The organism is Streptomyces sp. (assembly GCF_036524955.1).
Classification (GTDB): Bacteria; Actinomycetota; Actinomycetes; order Streptomycetales; family Streptomycetaceae; genus Actinacidiphila.
The window spans coordinates 1-16,737 of record NZ_DATDBG010000101.1 but is presented as its reverse complement, the minus strand read 5'-3'; the positions used below and the strand labels follow the sequence as shown (position 1 = coordinate 16,737).

The window sequence follows — 16,737 nt, the reverse complement described above, 5'->3', positions numbered from 1 at the left end:
GGTTCCGACGGACCGGCCGCCGGACAGGATCTTGTCCGTCAGCCGGGCCGCGGCACCGACCGCCGCCGGCACACGGTCAGCCGGTCAGTGCACCCGTCCGTGGCGGTGCCCGCCGCCTCCGCCGCGCTTGCGCTCGTACATCTCGCGGCCGGCCGCCGCTCGTTGCTTCCACTCGCGCCGGAGTTCCGCGCGGAGCCGCTGATCGGTGCGTGAGGCGATCCACACGTTCTCGCGCAGCAGCTTGCGGTAGCTCTCCAGGCGGCGGTGGGTCAGGGTGCCGTCTTCGAGCGCGGCCAGCACGGCGCACTCCGGCTCCGACTGGTGGGAGCAGTCCTGGAAGCGGCAGTCCTGCGCCAGTTGTTCGATCTCGGCGAACACCTGGGTGAGCCCGGACTGCGCGTCCCACAGCCCGACCCCGCGCAGCCCGGGTGTGTCGATCAGCACACCGCCTCCCGGCAGCGGCACCAGGTCCCGGGTCGTCGTGGTGTGCCGCCCCTTGCCGTCGGCGTCCCGGGTGGCCTGCACTTCCTGCACATCGCTGCCCAACAGTGCGTTGGTGAGCGTGGACTTGCCCGCGCCCGACTGCCCGAGCAGCACCGCGCTTCCCCCGCCGAGCACCGCGGCCACCACGTCCAGCCCCTCCCCGGTGGCCGCACTCACCACCACGACCTGCACCCCGGGCGCCGCGGCCTCCGCGTCGGCCAGCAGGTACGTGGTGTCGGGCACGAGGTCCGCCTTGGTCAGTACGACCAGCGGCTGGGCGCCACTCTCCCACGCCAGCGACAGGAACCGCTCCAGCCGCCCGAGGTCCAACTCCGCCGCGAGCGACACACAGATCACCGCGTGATCCAGGTTCGTCGCCAGCACCTGGCCCTCGGACCGCTTCGACGACGTGGACCGCACGAACTGCGTCCGCCGCGGCAGGAGCGCCCGCACCAGCCGCGGGTCACCGCCTTCCGGATCGACGGCGGCCCAGTCCCCCGTACACACGATCCGCATCGGGTCCGACGGCATCACCAACGCCGTGTCCGCCCGCACAACCCCCTCGGCGGTGAACACATCGCACATGTTCCGGTCCACTCGCACCACCCGCCCGGGCACCAGCCCGGACTCCGCGTACGGCCGGAACTCCGCCTCCCACACGTCGTCCCACCCGTACGGGACGAGAGCGTGCGACGAAGCCGAAAGAAAAGAGAAAGACAAGGGAGGAACCCTTCAAACGGGCAGCCTCCGGCAACGCGCCCGCAGGCACGGCACAAAAGAGAAAGGTCAGCCGGAGACCACAGAGGTGAACTGAACGAGCTTCCGGTTCTGGGCAGCACCCATCACAAAGACAGCCATCGGGTCACACCTCCCTGATCACATCAACGGCCGACCTCGCGGACCCCCGGCAGGGCTCCGCGAACGAACACCCGCACCGTAACGCCTCCCACCCGACCCCGCCACCGGATTTACGACGACCCGCCGCGGCACGGTTACGGCGCCCCGGTCAGGCGCAAGGCCCGTCCCCCCGGGCGACCCGCACCCGCGCCGGCGCATACCCGACCACCGGCTGCCGGTGCTCACCTCGGTGCCGTACCGGGTGCACAGCGCACCGACCCGAGACGCGGCACGCACCGAATCCCGCCTCGCACGGCCCGGAGCGCCCCGCCCAGGGCAGGCATCGATTCCGTCAAGGCCCACGACGAAGAGATCAACGTCGCCCCTGACCCACCGCCCGTCTGCGCGAGTTCGCCTTGTCCCGTGCCGCCAGCCGGCCCGCCAGCAGCATTGCCGCCAGCGCCGTGTCGGCGACCCGACGCCGGTAGAGGCTGAGGAAGGCGACTGCGTAGAGGGTCAGCTCCTCCTCCGGCGGACGAGGTGTGACCGGTGCGTCCAGAAGGCGCCGGTGTGCACGGCGGAACCGGACGGCGAAGGTACCGGTCAGCAGGTACGCGGCGGCCAGCACGACGATCCACCACATGGCGCCCCCTCCGGCCCTCCGGCCCCCCGGGCAGCGACCCGGTAGGGCGTGGTCGGTACATGCCCAGGCCGGACCCGGTTCACCCCTGGTGGCGGTGGGGCGAAGCGGAAGGCGCGCGGCGACCATACACGTTGTCCGGGGCAGAACGCTCTTTGAACTGCCGCTTCCGAACTGACCGGGACCACCGGTGACACCGGGAAAAGCCTTGTGAGGGAAGGAGGAGACAAGGAAGCCGGAGTAAAGCCCGCAGGGGTGTCACCGGTGTCACTCGGGGGATTATTGCCGGAGTTTCGGCAGGTCACATACCCGCGAGAGAGCGGCACCCGCGCGTGTGTTCGGCAGTCATTCGAGGGTCATCAGGGCACGGTAATGGCCGGGGAACGGCGGCGCCGGCCTGAAGCGGGCGGCCATGCGGTCGATCGGGTGAATTCATGGAGACACACCACAATCAGACACGGAGAGTGGCTAGATACGTAATACCGTAACACGTAAGTTCACTCAATCGGCTGCGTGGCAGGCGATCGGACCGGAGGCTACCAGTGGGAACGCTGATCAAGCTTGAGCAGCGCTTCGAGGCTTTGGTTAATGGCACCTTCGCCAAGGTGTTCAAATCCGCGGTGCAGCCCCTGGAGTTCGTCGGCGCGCTCCAGCGCGAATGTGACGTCAACGCCAGGATCTGGAACCGGGACCGCACCATCGCGCCCAACGGATTCATCGTCGAGCTTAGTCCGGACGACCACGAATTGCACAACTCATGCCTGGTCATGCTCGGCGAGGAATTGGTCGAGAAGCTGCGTGAGTACGCCGAGGTGCAGCGCTACTCGTTCATAGGCCCACTGAAGGTTCAATTGCAGCGCGCGGAGGACCTGGATGCCGGACTGTACCGGGTGCGCAGCCGGTTCGAGGTACCGCCCGACGTCCAGCAAGCCTTAAAGGCCGCCCAGCACCACCGCGGCCCGGACCCGGCACCGGTGTGGCGCGGCAATGAGGCGGCCGGGGTCTGGCAGCCACCGGTACAGGCCCTGCGCGGGGAAAAGCAGGTGCTGACTGTCAATCAATTCACCGAGTACCGCCGTCGCCACGCGGACGCATTGCCTGATGGTCCTGCAGGCTCAAGGAAAGGAGCACACATCATGACGAATGATCGCGACATCCGCGTCGGCGACGCCGCACCCGACGGGGGCAGGGAGGGCTCTGAGGCGCCCGGCGGCATGCCACCGGACCAGTACGCCGCAAGCGGGCCCCAGGCCGCCGCGTCGAGGGAGTTCCCGACGGGCGCGTCACCGGCCAACGATGCGGTGCCGGGCAATCCCCAGCCGCAGAACATGACACACCTGCCCACGGGTAACGCGGTCGGCGGAGCGCCTGTGCCGGGTCCCTACCCCGGGGGGGCGCAGCCGCAGCACGTCGCCCCGGGGGCGCCGATGCACGCTCGCCCACAGATGCCCTACGCGCCGGCGCCGGCGCCGTGGCTGGCACCGGACCGGTCCCGGCGGGGCGGTCCGATGGGCCAGGGCTCGTCCGTCGAGCTTTCCTCCGACCGCCTGTTGCGCAAGCAACCCAATGACCGCCAGGGCCTCAGCCGGTGGCGCATCGGCGGCAGGTCGGCCGAGCGGGCACGCCAGCAGAAGCTGGCCGTGCTGCGCACCCCGGTGATGCACTGCTACAAGATCGCTGTCATCAGCCTCAAAGGCGGAGTCGGCAAGACGACGACCACGACCGCCCTGGGCGCGACGCTCGCCTCCGAGCGCCAGGACCGGGTCGTCGCGATCGACGCCAACCCGGACGCCGGCACCCTCAGCCGCCGCGTGCGCCGCGAGACCGGCGCGACCATCCGCGACCTGGTGGCCGAGATCCCGAACCTCAACAACTACATGGCCGTACGCCGGTTCACCTCGCAGTCGCCGAGCGGTCTGGAGATCCTGGCCAACGACGCGGACCCCGCACTCTCCACGGCCTTCAACGACGAGGACTACCGCCAGGTCGTCGGCTGCCTCGGGCAGCACTACCCGATCATCCTGACCGACTCCGGCACCGGCCTGCTGCACAGCGCCATGCGCGGCGTCCTGGACCTCGCCGACCAGCTCATCATCGTCGCCACGCCCAGCGTGGACGGCGCGAGCAGCGCCAGCACCACCCTGGACTGGCTCGACGCGCACCACTACGCGGACCTCGTCCAGCGCAGCATCACCGTGGTGTCCGAGGCGCGCAAGGCCAGCAAGATGATCAAGGTGAACGACGTCCTGGCCCACTTCCGCGCCCGCTGCCGGGCCGTGGTGGTGGTGCCCTTCGACGAGCACCTCGCCGCCGGCGCGGAGGTCGACCTGGCGCAGATGAAACCACGGACCCGCGACGCCTACTTCAACCTGGCCACGCTGGTGGCCGCGGACTTCCCCCGTACCCAGCCCGGGGCCGGCGGCTGGCCGGCCGCCCCCCACTCGGGGTACAACGCGGCCAGCCTGTTCTCGGCACCTGCGTGGGGGTGATCCGGCGGAGCGTGATCGTTCGGCCGTACCGCCGCCGGGGTCCGGGTCGCCCGGTGGGCCCGAATCCTGGCCGGTATCCCGCCGCGACGCCTCCCAGCACGTGGCGGCCAGGTCGTCCGAGAACGCCCCGGCCACCCGCCGGGGTCGCGGCCGGGCACCTCAGGACGCGTCCCGCCGGCATCCGGCGCCTCGGCCCCCGCGGCCCGCTCAGGCCAGTGCGGGAGCCGATTCGCCGGCCTCCAGGACGGCCTCGACGTCGACCACGACGTCCACCATGGAGCTGACGACCACCCCGCCCCGGTCGACCACGTCGTTCCAACTCACGCCGAAGGCGTAGCGGTCGATGCGCGTCCTGGCGGTGAAACCTGCCCGCCGCTTGGGACCCAGGTCCCGGCCGCCCTCCCACCAGGGGGTGTCCCACTGCCCCAGGTAGGTGACGTCGAAGGTCGCGGAACGCGTTACGCCACGCACCGTGAGATTCCCGGTCACCTCGAACTCGGTCCCGCTCGCCTGACGAACGCGCGAACCGACAAACGTCCACGTCGGGTGGTGCTCCACGTCGAAGAAATCGGCACTGCGCAGGTGGGCGTCGCGCTCGGGCTGGCCGGTGTACACCTGCGTCGCGTCGATCGTCGCCTCGACCCGGGCCTTCTCCGGCTCCTCGGGATCCACCTCCAGCGAGCCGTGCACGTTCTTGAGCTGGCCGCGTACGTGGGCGACCATCATGTGTCTGGCACGGAATTCCGCCCCGGTGTGGCTGGGCTCGAAGAACCACTTCGTCGTGACCATGGCAGCTCCCCTGGCACGGATCTCCCCCTCGGTTCCAGCCTAGGACGGCCTCCTCCACTTGGCCTCCGGGGTCCGCGCCCGCGCCTATCACGAGCGAGACCGCGTACGCCGTAGCCGGTGGCCACGCGGCGGTCCGCGTACCACCGGCGGCGCCGGGTGCCACGGCCCCGCCGCGCGCACAGGACCCGGGTCATGCCGGGAGCGGCGGCGGGATCAGGACCGCGGCGCCGTTGACGCGGCCGGCGGCGAGGTCGGCGAGGGCTCGGGGGGCCTGGTCCAGGGGGTAGGGCGTGACGGTGACGCGGATGCCGATGCGGGCGGCGAGGACCAGGAACTCCTGCCCGTCCTGGCGGGTGTTGGAGGTGACGCTGCGGAGGTCGCGTTCCAGGAAGAGGTGGCGCCGGTAGCCGAGGGCGGGGATGTCGGTGAGGTGGATACCGGCGACGGCGAGGGTGCCGCCGCGGTCGAGGGCGGCGAGCGCCACCGGGACCAGGTCGCCGGTGGGGGCGAAGAGGATCGCGGCGTCAAGGGGCTCGGGCGGCCCGTCGTCGGCGTCGCGCGCGGAGGTCGCGCCGAGAGCGAGGGCGAGTTCGCGGGCCGGGGCGGACCGGGTCAGTACGTGGACGGTCGCGCCTTCGGCCAGGGCCACCTGCGCGGCCAGGTGGGCGGAGGCGCCGAAACCGTAGACGCCGAGCCTGCCGCCGGGTGGCAGGGCGCTGCGGCGCAGGGCGCGGAAGCCGATGATGCCGGCGCAGAGCAGCGGGGCGAGGTACGCGGGGTCCGGGCCGTCCGGGAGGGGGTAGGCGTAGTCCGCCGGCAGGAGGGTGGTGTCGGCGAATCCGCCGTCGGCGTCCCAACCTGTGTAGACGGAGGACGGGCACAGGTTCTCCCGGCCGAGCCGGCAGTGACGGCACACCCCGCAGGTACCGCGCAGCCAGGCGCCGCCCACCCGGTCGCCGGGCCCGAAGCGGGTCACCGCGTCCCCGGCTGCGATCACACGGCCGACGATCTCGTGCCCGGGAATGGTGGCGGGTCGGTGCGGAGGGAGGTCCCCTTCAGCCAGATGCAGATCGGTGCGGCACACGCCGCACGCCTCCACTCGTACCAGCAGCTCACCGGGCCCGGGACCGGAGATCTCACGCCGCACCGCCGCCAGCGGTCCCGACCCGATCGGCCCCGGCTCCGCCACCGCCCAACCCTCCAGCCGTCTGCTCGCCGCACCGCCACCAGCCGCCATGCCTCCAGCATGCGACGCCCCCCGAGCCCCGGCAATCGCACCGGAGTGCGCCCCGATCGGGCGCCTCCCCCGCCGAACCCGCCCCCCGGCAGGCTTCCAGCGGTCACCGGCCCCACAAGGGCGCTCCCCGGCCGATCCGTCGGCCGGGAGCCTCCGCTGATCCGGCGGTCTGCGCTCTCCGGCCGCGCGTGGTATGCACGATGTGCGGCGAACCCGAAGAGCCCGACCCGAGGAGGGCGTCATGGCGGATTCCACGCAAGCGCACCCCGACCGCACCTACCCGGCGATGATCACACCGGCCGGTCACGTCGAACCGGTTCCGCGGCGCATCCGCGCCTACCTCGGCGGCCGCCCGGTGCTGGACACCCGGCGGGCGCGCTACGTGTGGGAGTGGCCGGGCTATCCGCAGTACAGCGTCCCGGTCAGTGACGTGACCGGTGGGACGCTGGAGGACGAGGGGCACGAGGAGCGGCGGGCGCCGGGCACCGTACGGCGGCACGCGCTGCGGGTCGGCGACGTGGTGCGGCCCGGCGCCGCGTGGGTCTGGGCGGACGACGCGGCCGACGGGCTCGCGGGCACGGTGCGCTTCGAATGGAGCGCGTTCGACGCGTGGTACGAGGAGGACGAGCGGGTCTTCGTCCACCCCCGCAGCCCGTACACCCGGGTGGACGCGCTGCGCTCCGGCAGCCACGTCCGGGTGGAGATCGACGGCGTGCGGCTCGCCGACGCGCCCTCCTGCATGATGGTCTTCGAGACGGGTCTGCCGACCCGCTACTACCTCGACCGCGTCCATCTCGACCTCACCCGCCTGCTGCCCAGCGACACCGTCACCGCCTGCCCGTACAAGGGCACCACCAGCGGCTACTGGTCGGTGCGCACCGGCTCCGGCACGCACCAGGACGTGGCCTGGTCCTACGACTTCCCGACCCGCCATCTGCTGCCCATCGCGGGCCTGGTCGCCTTCTACAACGAGCGGGTCGACCTGTACCTGGACGGCGAACCGCTGCCCCGGCCCGCTCGGTAGCCGCACAAGCAAGGCCCTTCGGCGGTTTTTCTGGTCTCTGCGATGTGAGCCTCCGCTCAGACCTCGCAGATGCGGCGCTATGCTTGGCGCATGCACATGTACCGGATCGGCGAGGCCGCGGCCCTGATGGGGGTCAGCGCGGACACTCTGCGGCGGTGGGTCGACAGCGGCCGGCTGGAGGCGGGGCGGGACGAGCAGGGCCGGCGGATCGTGCCCGGCCCGGCGCTCGCCGCCTTCGCGCGGGAGCTGAAGCGCGAGGAGCAGGCCCTCTCGGGTTCCTCCGCGCGCAACCGCTTCGCCGGGATCGTCACCGAGGTGATCCTCGGCGACGTCTCGGCTCAGGTCGAGATCCAGGCGGGGCCGTTCCGCGTGGTGTCGATGATCAGCCGCGAGTCGGCGGAGGAGCTGCGGCTGGAACCCGGGGTTCCGGCGGTGGCCGTGATCAAGTCCACCAACGTCGTGGTGGAGACACCGTGAGGCGGCCGGACGCGGAGGGAGTGCGCCTCGCGTACGACGGGCGTGCCGCGTACGGCGCGGGGATCACGCACGACGGGCCCGCCGCGTACGACAGCAGCCGCCCTTCCGTGCGACCCGCGCCCGCGCACGGCACCCGCCTCGCGCGGCAGCCAAGGAGACACCCTGTGACCACCGCTTCCGTTCGGCACCGTGCCCTGACCCTGGCGGCGGGCGGCGCCGCGGCGCTGCTGGCGCTCACCGCCTGCTCGTCCTCGGAGTCCTCCTCCGGCTCCTCGGACGCGGGCCCGTCCTCGTCCGCCGCGTCCCCCACGGTCTCCGGCACGGTCACCGTCTTCGCGGCGGCGTCGCTGAAGGAGAGCTTCACGACGCTGGGCAGGCAGTTCGAGGCCGCGCACCCGGGGACGAAGGTGGTGTTCAGCTTCGGCGGCAGCGACTCGCTGGCGGCGAGCATCACCGGCGGCGCCCCCGCCGACGTCTTCGCCGCGGCGAGCCCGAAGACGATGAAGACGGTGACGGACGCGGGCGACGCCGCCGGCCCGGCCACCACCTTCGTCCGCAACCGACTGGAGATAGCGACGCCGCCCGGCAACCCGGACCACATCGCCTCGCTCAAGGACCTCACGAAGTACGGGCTGAAGGTCGCGCTGTGCGCGAAGACCGTGCCGTGCGGCAGCGCGGCGCAGAAGGCGCTGACGGCGGGCGGGGTGGAGTTGACACCGGTCTCGTACGAGCAGGACGTGAAGTCGGCGCTGACGAAGCTGGTGCTCAAGGAGGTGGACGCGGCGGTGGTCTACCGGACGGACGTCGAGGCGGCGGGCGGCAAGGTCGACGGCGTGGACTTTCCGGAGTCGGCCGGCGCGGTCAACTCCTATCCGATCGTGACCCTCAAGGACGCGCCGAACGCGGCGGCGGCACGGGCTTTCATCGCGCTGGTGGAGTCCGCCGAGGGCCGCCGGGTGCTCACCGAAGCGGGTTTCCTGACGCCGTGAACCCCACCGACCGGACCGCAAGCCGCGCGGCCGGGTCTCCGCCGGGGCGGCCGGGCCAGCAGGCGCGGCAGGGATGGCAGGGCCGACCGGGGCGGCGGAGTGTCCGCGCTCGCCCCGCGGGCGTCCGTACGGCGCCGCTCCCGCTGCTGCTGCCGGCCCTGGTCGGCCTCGCCTTTCTGCTGCTGCCGCTGGTCGCCCTGCTGGTACGGGCGCCGTGGCGCGGCCTGCCCGGCCAGTTGACCAGCGCGGCGGTGTGGCAGGCGCTGCGGCTGTCGTTGCAGACGGCGACCCTGGCGACGGCGGTCGTGCTGGTGCTCGGGGTCCCGCTGGCGTGGCTGCTGGCGCGTACCGCCTTCCCCGGCCGCCGGATCGTACGGGCCCTGGTGACGCTGCCCCTGGTGCTGCCGCCCGTGGTGGGCGGCGTGGCGCTGCTGCTGGCTCTCGGCCGCAACGGGGTCGTGGGCCGCTGGCTGGACTCGGCATTCGGCGTCACCCTGCCGTTCACCACCGCGGGAGTGGTCGTCGCGGAGGCGTTCGTGGCGATGCCCTTCCTGGTGATCAGCGTGGAGGGCACGCTACGGGCCTCCGATGCGCGCTACGAGGAGGCCGCCGCGACGCTGGGCGCCTCCCGCTTCACCGCGTTCCGCCGGGTCACCCTCCCGATGATCGCCCCCGGCATCGCCGCCGGCGCCGTCCTTGCCTGGGCGCGCGCCCTCGGCGAGTTCGGGGCGACCATCACCTTCGCGGGCAGCTTCCCCGGCCGTACCCAGACCATGCCGCTCGCCGTCTACCTCGCCCTGCAGGACGACCCGGCCGCCGCGATCGCCCTCAGCGTGGTCCTCCTCGCGGTCTCCGTCGCGGTCCTCGCCGCACTGCGCGACCGCTGGACGGGGACGGCATGAGATTCCGCAAACGGGCGGCGCCCGGCGCACCCCGGAATCCCGGCGTGGCCGGGGCGAGCGGCGCAGCCCCGCAGGCCGGCAGCCCCGCACCCGCCACCGGGCGCACCGGCACCGGGCGCACCGGCGAAACCGCAACCACGCCCACCGACGCGACCGGCACACCCGGACAACCCGCCGCCCCGGGAGCGCGGGGCGGCGCGGCCGGACGCGGGCTGGACGCCCGCGTCGTCGTCGAGCGGGGGGCGTTCAGCCTGGATGTGGGGATTTCCGTGGCGCCCGGGGAGGTGCTGGCGGTGCTGGGCCCGAACGGGGCCGGGAAGACCACCGCGCTGCGGGCGCTGGCCGGGCTGGTGCCGCTGGACGAGGGGTACCTGCGGCTGGACGGGGTGACCCTGGAGGACCCGGCGGGGCGCGTTCGCACGCCGCCGGAGGCGCGGCCGGTGGGGGTGGTCTTCCAGGACTACCTGCTCTTCCCGCACCTCAGCGCGCTGGACAACGTGGCGTTCGGGCCGCGCTGCCGCGGGGTGCCGAAGGGGCAGGCGCGGGCGCTGGCCGCGGAGTCGCTGGCGCGGATGGGATTGGCCGAGCACGCCGGGGTGAAGCCGCGGCGGCTCTCCGGCGGCCAGGCGCAACGCGTGGCGCTGGCCAGGGCGCTGGCCACCGAGCCTCGGCTGCTGCTGCTCGACGAGCCGCTGGCCGCGCTGGACGCCCGCGCCCGCCTGGACGTACGGGCCGAGCTCCGGCGCCGGCTCGCCGCGTTCGAGGCGGTCGCCGTGCTGGTCACCCATGATCCGCTGGACGCCATGGTGCTCGCCGACCGGCTGGTCGTCGTCGAGCGCGGCCGGGTCGTCCAGCAGGGCACCCCGGCGGAGATCGCCCGCACGCCCCGTACCGACTACATCGCCCGGCTGGTCGGGCTCAACCTGTACCAGGGCGAGGCGGCCGGCCACGTCGTGCGGCTGGGCCCCGAACTGGCCCTCACCACCACGGAGAAGCTGGACGGCCCGGTCTTCGTCGCCTTCCCGCCGAGCGCGGTGACGCTGCACCGCGACCGGCCCGACTCCAGTGCCCGCAACGCCTGGCGGGCCCGTGTCACCGGCATGGAGCCGCACGGCGACCAGATCAGGATCGCCCTGGCCGGCGCCGCCGACGGACTGCCGCTGGCCGCCGACCTGACCACCGTGGCGGTCGCCGAACTCGCCCTGCACCCCGGCGCCGAGGTGTGGGCGTCACTGAAGGCCGCCCAGACGCACGCCTATCCCGCGTGAGCTGTCCGGCGTCACTCCTGTCCCAGTGATCCCTGACACCCCGGAACGAACGCCGGCACCGTGCGCGGAACGGCCCAGACCGCAGGTCACGTCGATGACCTGCGGACATGTCCGCTGGCCGGCCCAACCTCCTTGATCGCCCGGCGCATTGATTCCCGTTCACCTGCTTGACTACCCGGCGCCCGGCCCGCGATCCTCCCTGACTACGGACAGGAAACTTTCCTGTCTCATTGCGTTCCTGTGTGCTGCTCTCGTGCGTCCCCCTCCGCCCCACGTCCCAGGAGCCCCCACATGCGCAGCTTTCTCCGCACCGAACCCCCCGCACCGCCCGGCGGCGCACGCCGGCGGCGGGCGTCCGTGCTCGTCGCCGTCGCCGCGGCCATCGGCACCGCTTTGGCCGTCCTCCCCGGTACCGGCGCCGCGACCGCTGCCGTCACCCCTGCCGCCGCCCCCGCGGTCGCCGCCGCGCCCACCACCTTCACCCACCCCGGAGTGCTGGTCAGCAGGTCCCAACTCGACTTCGTACGCGGCAAGGTGCAGGCGGGCGCCGAGCCGTGGAAGTCCGCGTTCGACCAGATGACGGGCAGCCCGTACGCCTCGCTGTCGCGCACCCCGGCGCCGCGTTCCGTCGTGGAGTGCGGCTCGTACTCCAATCCCGACTACGGGTGCACCGACGAGCGCGAGGACGCGCTCGCCGCTTACACCGACGCGCTGGCCTGGTACATCACGCGTGACAGCCGGTACGCGCAGAAGTCCGTCGCTCTGATGAACGCCTGGTCGGCCACGATCACCGACCACACGAACAGCAACGCGCCGCTGCAGACCGGGTGGGCGGGGTCGGTGTGGCCGCGCGCCGCCGAGATCATCCGCTACACCTACACCGGCTGGTCCTCCTCGGACGTCACGCGCTTCGGCTCCATGCTGCGCAACGTCTACCTGCCCGAGGTCATCAACGGCTCCAACAGCAACGGCAACTGGGAACTGTCGATGACGGAGGCCGCGGTCGGCATCTCGGTCTTCCTGAACGACCCGACCAGTTACAACAAGGCCGTCACCCGCTACCTCAACCGGGTCCCGGCCTACATCTATCTCGCCTCGGACGGCTCGCTGCCCAAGACCGTGCCCGGTGACGGCCGGGACACCGCCGCGGAGATCATCGCCTACTGGCAGGGCCAGGACACCTTCGTCAACGGGCTCACCCAGGAGACCTGCCGGGACTTCACGCACACCGGGTACGGGATCTCGGCGATCTCGCACGTCGCCGAGACCGCGCTGATCCAGGGCCAGGACCTCTACCCGCAGGTCGGCGAGCGGCTGCGGTACGGGCTCGGTTTCCAGTCCACGTACGAGCTGGGCGCCGCCGTGCCGTCCTGGCTGTGCAACGGCTCGCTCCACCCGGGCCTCGGCCCGATCACCGAGGTGGGCTACAACGCCATGCACAACCGGTACGGGTACACGATGACCAACACCCGCACACTCACCGAGTCGCGCCGCCCGGCCGGCACCAACAACCTCTTCACGGCCTGGGAGACACTGACCAACGCCGACAACCCGGACGTGGTACCCGGTTCCACCCCGCCGCCCACCACTCGGACCGGGCCGATCACCGGACTCGGCGGCGCGTGCGTGGACGTCGCGGGCGCGAACAGCGCCAACGGCACGGCGGTGCAGCTCTACACCTGCAACGGCACCGCCGCGCAGACCTGGACGGTCGGCTCCGACAACACCCTCCGGGCGCTCGGCAAGTGCATGGACGTGACCTCGGCGGGCACCGCGAACGGCTCGACCGTCCAGCTCTACGACTGCAACGGGACGGGCGCGCAGGTCTGGCAGCCGGGCGCCGCCGGTTCGCTGGTGAACCCGCAGTCCGGCAAGTGCCTGGACGCCACGGGCAACAGCTCGGCCAACGGCACCCGGCTGCAGATCTGGTCCTGCACGGGTGCGGCGAACCAGAGCTGGACGCTGCCGGGCTGAGGTCCGGTGCGCGTTCGGGACCGCGCCGCCGTGAAGCCGGGGTGCGCCTTCGCGGCGGCGCTTTCCGCGGGCGTGGCCGACCGCCGTGCCGCGCCGCCCGGCCGCACCGCGGCGGAACCCCCGGGTTCCGCGGTTCGCGGGCGGGCGCTCCGAGCAGCGCGGGCCCGACGCCCGGCGTGAACCGCAGTCCGGCGTACGAGCCGCCGGGCCGGCCGAAGGCGACATGGGCCACCCTGTCGGGCCCGCGATCAGCCGCGCGCCCTCGCACCGGATGAGATCCATGCACCCGTACGGCGGCACCCGGTACGCGCCGCCGGTGCGGTCCGCGCGGGTCCAGCGGTGACGCCCGGCGCCCGGGGCCGCCCGGTCCCGGTACCCGTCGCCACCCGCGTCGTCCGGGATCCTCCTCCGGCACCCGGGCGCCGCTCCCCCGGCCTGCGGCCGGGAGTGTTCCCGTCTCGCCGTCCACATCTCCATGGTGCCGCGCACACCGGCGGCCGGGCCAGCGGAGCCGGTCAGTCCAGGTCGTCGCCGCGCCAGGGCCGTGCGGCCGGGGGGTGGGCGGGCGGGGGCGGGACCGGGGGCGGCGGGACCAGGGGCGGTCGGGGCTGGTATTCGGGCCGCCGCTCCAGCATCGGCGGAGCCTCCCGAGCCGGTGGAACGTCCCTCACCGGAGAGTTCTGCCGCGGTACCGACGCGCCCGGGCGGCGCGGGCGGAGCCGGGCGCGGACATCGCGGTGCGGCAGGAAGTCGGCCCAGCGTTCGGGGTATTCGGCGGGCGGGTCGTCCGTACCGGTCTCGTCGTCGGCCTGCCGGGCGCGGCGCGCGGCGGCGCGGGCGATCACCTGCGCGGCGGCGGCCTCCTTCAGCCGGGCGTTCTCCTCGCGGGCCGCCGCCGTGGCCAGCGACGGCCACACCCGGTCCACGGCCGCGTTGACCGCCGCCCCGACCAGGACCGCGAAGGCGGACACCCCTATCCACAGCAGTACGGCAACCGGCGCGGCCAGCGATCCGTAGATGGTCGGCCCCTCCACCGTGTGCGTGAGGTAGAACCGCAGCACGAAACTGCCGATCACCCACATCAGCAGCGCGACGAGCGCGCCCGGCACGTCCTCGATCCAGGGCGCGCGCACCGGCACGGACACGTGGTACAGCGTGGTGAGGAAGGCCACCGACGCCAGCAGCACGAACGGCCAGTACAGGGCGTGGATGGTGCCGGCTCCGCCGGGCATCACGCGGGCCACCGCGCCCGGGCCGACCACGATCAGCGGCAGCACGGCCGCGCCGATGACGAGCGCGACCACGTACAGCAGCAGCGACATCAGCCGGGTCCTGACGATGCCGCGGCGGCCCTCCAGGCCGTACATGATGGTGATCGTGTCGACGAAGACGTTGACCGCGCGGGACCCGGACCACAGGGCGATCAGGAAGCCGATCGATATCAGGTTCGGGTGGCGGCCGTGGAAGACGTCGTCGACGAGGGGTCTGACGAGCTGCTTGACGCCCTTGTCGGACAGGACGGTGGCCGACGCGCTGAGGATGTTGGTGCGGATGTGGTCGATGGTGTCGAGGCCGATGACGGTGTCCACATAGCCGAGCGCGCCGACCACGCCGAGCAGCAGCGGCGGCAGCGAGAGCAGCACGAAGAAGGCCGCCTCGGCGGCCAGTCCGGTGACCCGGTACTCCAGGCAGGAGTCGACGGTGTCCTTCAGCAGAAGCCAGCCGACCTTGCGCAGCGACACATTGCGATACAGGGCCCGGGCCCTTCGCCAGCGCCCCGGACGCCGGTGGCTTCTTTCTTCCGCTGCTTGCACCCCCTTACGTTAGCTGGCATGACACCTCCCACTCACACGGTGACGAACCAGGTTCCGCCCCTGGTCGGTCACGACGTGTACAGCACCGACCCGGCTCTCACCGAGGCCGTAGCGCGACACGCGGACCCGGGTCGGCTGGCGGAGATCACGCAGGAGTTGACGGAGCTGGGCCGGTCCGCCGGCTCCGCGCAGGCGCAGAAGTGGGCGGAGGAGGCGAACACGTACTCTCCCGTGCTGCGGACCCACGACCGCTACGGCAACCGCGTCGACGAGGTGGAGTTCCATCCGTCCTGGCACCGGCTGCTCGGGCACGCGGTGTCCGCGGGCCTGACCGACGCCTGGTCCCGCCCCGACGGGCACCTGCGGCGGGCGGCGGGCTTCCTGGTGTGGTCGCAGGTCGAGGCCGGGCACGGCTGTCCGGTCTCGATGACGCACGCGGCGGTTCCCGCGCTGCGCACCGACCCGGAGTTGGCGGCCGAGTGGGAGCCGCGGCTGGGTTCGCGGGCCTACGATCCGCAGCTCGTCACGCCGGGCGCGAAGCCGGGCGCGCTGTTCGGGATGGGCATGACGGAGAAGCAGGGCGGCTCCGACGTCCGCGCCAACACCACCCGGGCGCAGCCGCTCGCGGAGGACGGCACGTACGAACTGACCGGGCACAAGTGGTTCTGCTCCGCGCCGATGTCGGACGGCTTCCTGGTGCTGGCGCAGGCATCACCCTCCGGAAAGGACAACCTGACCTGCTTCCTGGTGCCGAGGGTCCTCGCCGACGGTACGCGGAACGTGTTCGCGATCCAGCGGCTCAAGGACAAGCTGGGCAACCGCTCCAACGCCTCCGCCGAGGTGGAGTTCGCCGGGACCTGGGCGCGGCGGGTCGGCGAGGAGGGCCGCGGGGTGGCCACCATCATCGGGATGGTGGCGGCCACCCGGCTGGACTGCGCGCTGGGTTCGGCGGCGCTGATGCGGCAGGCGGTGGCGCAGGCGGTGCACCACGCCACGTACCGCAGCGCGTTCGGCGGCCCGCTGATCGACAAACCGCTGATGCGCAACGTGCTGGCGGACCTCGCCCTGGAGTCGGAGGCGGCCACCACCACCGCGCTGCGGCTGGCCGCGGCCTGCGACGCGGACACCGAGCGGGAACGGCACTTCCGGCGGCTCGCGGTGGCGGTCACCAAGTACTGGGTGACCAAACGGTGTCCCGCGGTGGCGGCCGAGGCGCTGGAGTGTCTGGGCGGCAACGGCTACGTCGAGGAGTCGGGGATGCCGCGGATCTTCCGCGAGTCACCGCTGAACTCGGTGTGGGAGGGCTCGGGGAACGTCCAGGCGCTCGATGTGCTGCGGGTGCTCCAGCGGGAGCCGCAGGCGCTGAACGCGTTCCTCGGCGAACTCGGTCTGGCCCGCGGCGCCGACCACCGGCTGGACGGCGCGATCAAGGACCTGCTGACCGAACTGGCCGATCTGGACGCCGTCGAGGCCCGGGCGCGGCGGATCGTGGAGCGGATGGCGCTGGTGCTCCAGGGCTCCCTGCTGGTGCGGTTCGCGCCGGCCGCGGTCTCCGACGCCTTCTGTGCCTCCCGGCTGGGCGGTGACTGGGGTACGACCTTCGGTACGCTGCCGCACTCGCTGGACCTGGCGGCGATCGTGGAGCGGGCCCGGCCGGTGGCGCGCTGAGGGGGGATCAGGCCGCAGGCGGGGCCGCGTACGGCCGCACGGGGGGTGGCGCCGGCCCGGCACCACCCCCGTGCGGCCGTACGCGACGGTCATGGCCCAGTCCCCCCCCGGTGGGCGACCCGGGCCGTACGGTGACGGTGCGCGCG

13 protein-coding genes and 1 pseudogene are annotated in these 16,737 nt (G+C 72.7%); 9 read left to right on the top strand and 5 right to left on the bottom strand.

Translation table 11 applies throughout. The features are described from left to right. Positions 1–84: 84 nt before the first annotated feature. Positions 85–1,203: a ribosome small subunit-dependent GTPase A gene (rsgA, locus tag VIW71_RS09130; protein ID WP_331621551.1), complete on the bottom strand. Its 1,119-nt coding sequence runs from the start codon at positions 1,201–1,203 to the stop codon at positions 85–87. Positions 1,204–1,693: 490 nt separating this feature from the next. Next, a complete protein-coding gene (locus tag VIW71_RS09125; protein ID WP_331621550.1) occupies positions 1,694–1,963 on the bottom strand; it encodes a hypothetical protein in 270 nt (89 codons plus the stop codon). A gap of 539 nt (positions 1,964–2,502) precedes the next feature. On the opposite strand from VIW71_RS09125, the gene VIW71_RS09120 reads away from it, so the two are divergent. Further along, positions 2,503–4,449 (top strand): FhaA domain-containing protein, encoded by a 1,947-nt coding sequence (locus tag VIW71_RS09120; protein ID WP_331621549.1) that lies wholly within the window; start codon positions 2,503–2,505, stop codon positions 4,447–4,449. Between the two features lie 207 nt (positions 4,450–4,656). Here VIW71_RS09120 and VIW71_RS09115 read toward each other — a convergent pair whose 3' ends face one another. Next, on the bottom strand, positions 4,657–5,238 hold the full coding sequence (locus VIW71_RS09115; protein ID WP_331621548.1) for a YceI family protein: 582 nt from the start codon (positions 5,236–5,238) through the stop codon (positions 4,657–4,659). 190 nt (positions 5,239–5,428) lie between these two features. Beyond that, positions 5,429–6,475 (bottom strand): zinc-dependent alcohol dehydrogenase family protein, encoded by a 1,047-nt coding sequence (locus tag VIW71_RS09110; protein WP_331621547.1) that lies wholly within the window; start codon positions 6,473–6,475, stop codon positions 5,429–5,431. A gap of 241 nt (positions 6,476–6,716) precedes the next feature. Here VIW71_RS09110 and VIW71_RS09105 point away from each other — a divergent pair, with 241 nt between their 5' ends. The 7 genes and pseudogenes from VIW71_RS09105 (at position 6,717) to VIW71_RS09075 (ending at position 13,109) form a co-directional block, all read left to right on the top strand. Further along, positions 6,717–7,499 (top strand): DUF427 domain-containing protein, encoded by a 783-nt coding sequence (locus tag VIW71_RS09105; RefSeq protein ID WP_331621546.1) that lies wholly within the window; start codon positions 6,717–6,719, stop codon positions 7,497–7,499. A 90-nt stretch (positions 7,500–7,589) separates the two neighbouring features. After that, a complete protein-coding gene (locus VIW71_RS09100; RefSeq protein ID WP_331621545.1) occupies positions 7,590–7,976 on the top strand; it encodes a TOBE domain-containing protein in 387 nt (128 codons plus the stop codon). A 164-nt stretch (positions 7,977–8,140) separates the two neighbouring features. Continuing rightward, entirely contained in the window at positions 8,141–8,965 is an 825-nt protein-coding gene (modA, locus tag VIW71_RS09095) for a molybdate ABC transporter substrate-binding protein (protein ID WP_331621544.1), read from the top strand. Beyond that, a complete protein-coding gene (locus tag VIW71_RS09090) occupies positions 8,962–9,867 on the top strand; it encodes an ABC transporter permease (RefSeq protein ID WP_331621543.1) in 906 nt (301 codons plus the stop codon). The genes modA and VIW71_RS09090 overlap by 4 nt, the downstream gene beginning before the upstream one ends. Continuing rightward, the gene (locus VIW71_RS09085; protein ID WP_331621542.1) at positions 9,864–11,135 is read left to right on the top strand and encodes an ABC transporter ATP-binding protein; all 1,272 of its coding nucleotides are present in this window, start codon (positions 9,864–9,866) and stop codon (positions 11,133–11,135) included. The genes VIW71_RS09090 and VIW71_RS09085 overlap by 4 nt, the downstream gene beginning before the upstream one ends. 291 nt (positions 11,136–11,426) lie before the next feature. Next, positions 11,427–12,689 (top strand): annotated as a pseudogene (locus tag VIW71_RS09080) (alginate lyase family protein); the annotation flags it as partial. Positions 12,690–12,692: 3 nt separating this feature from the next. Then, positions 12,693–13,109, top strand: coding sequence for a ricin-type beta-trefoil lectin domain protein (locus tag VIW71_RS09075; RefSeq protein ID WP_331621552.1), 417 nt, complete (start codon positions 12,693–12,695; stop codon positions 13,107–13,109). A gap of 515 nt (positions 13,110–13,624) precedes the next feature. Here VIW71_RS09075 and VIW71_RS09070 read toward each other — a convergent pair. Further along, the gene (locus VIW71_RS09070) at positions 13,625–14,923 is read right to left on the bottom strand and encodes a YihY/virulence factor BrkB family protein (RefSeq protein ID WP_414720705.1); all 1,299 of its coding nucleotides are present in this window, start codon (positions 14,921–14,923) and stop codon (positions 13,625–13,627) included. A gap of 18 nt (positions 14,924–14,941) precedes the next feature. On the opposite strand from VIW71_RS09070, the gene VIW71_RS09065 reads away from it, so the two are divergent. Beyond that, positions 14,942–16,591, top strand: a complete 1,650-nt coding sequence (locus VIW71_RS09065) for an acyl-CoA dehydrogenase family protein (protein WP_331621540.1) — start codon at positions 14,942–14,944, stop codon at positions 16,589–16,591. Positions 16,592–16,737 lie beyond the last annotated feature (146 nt).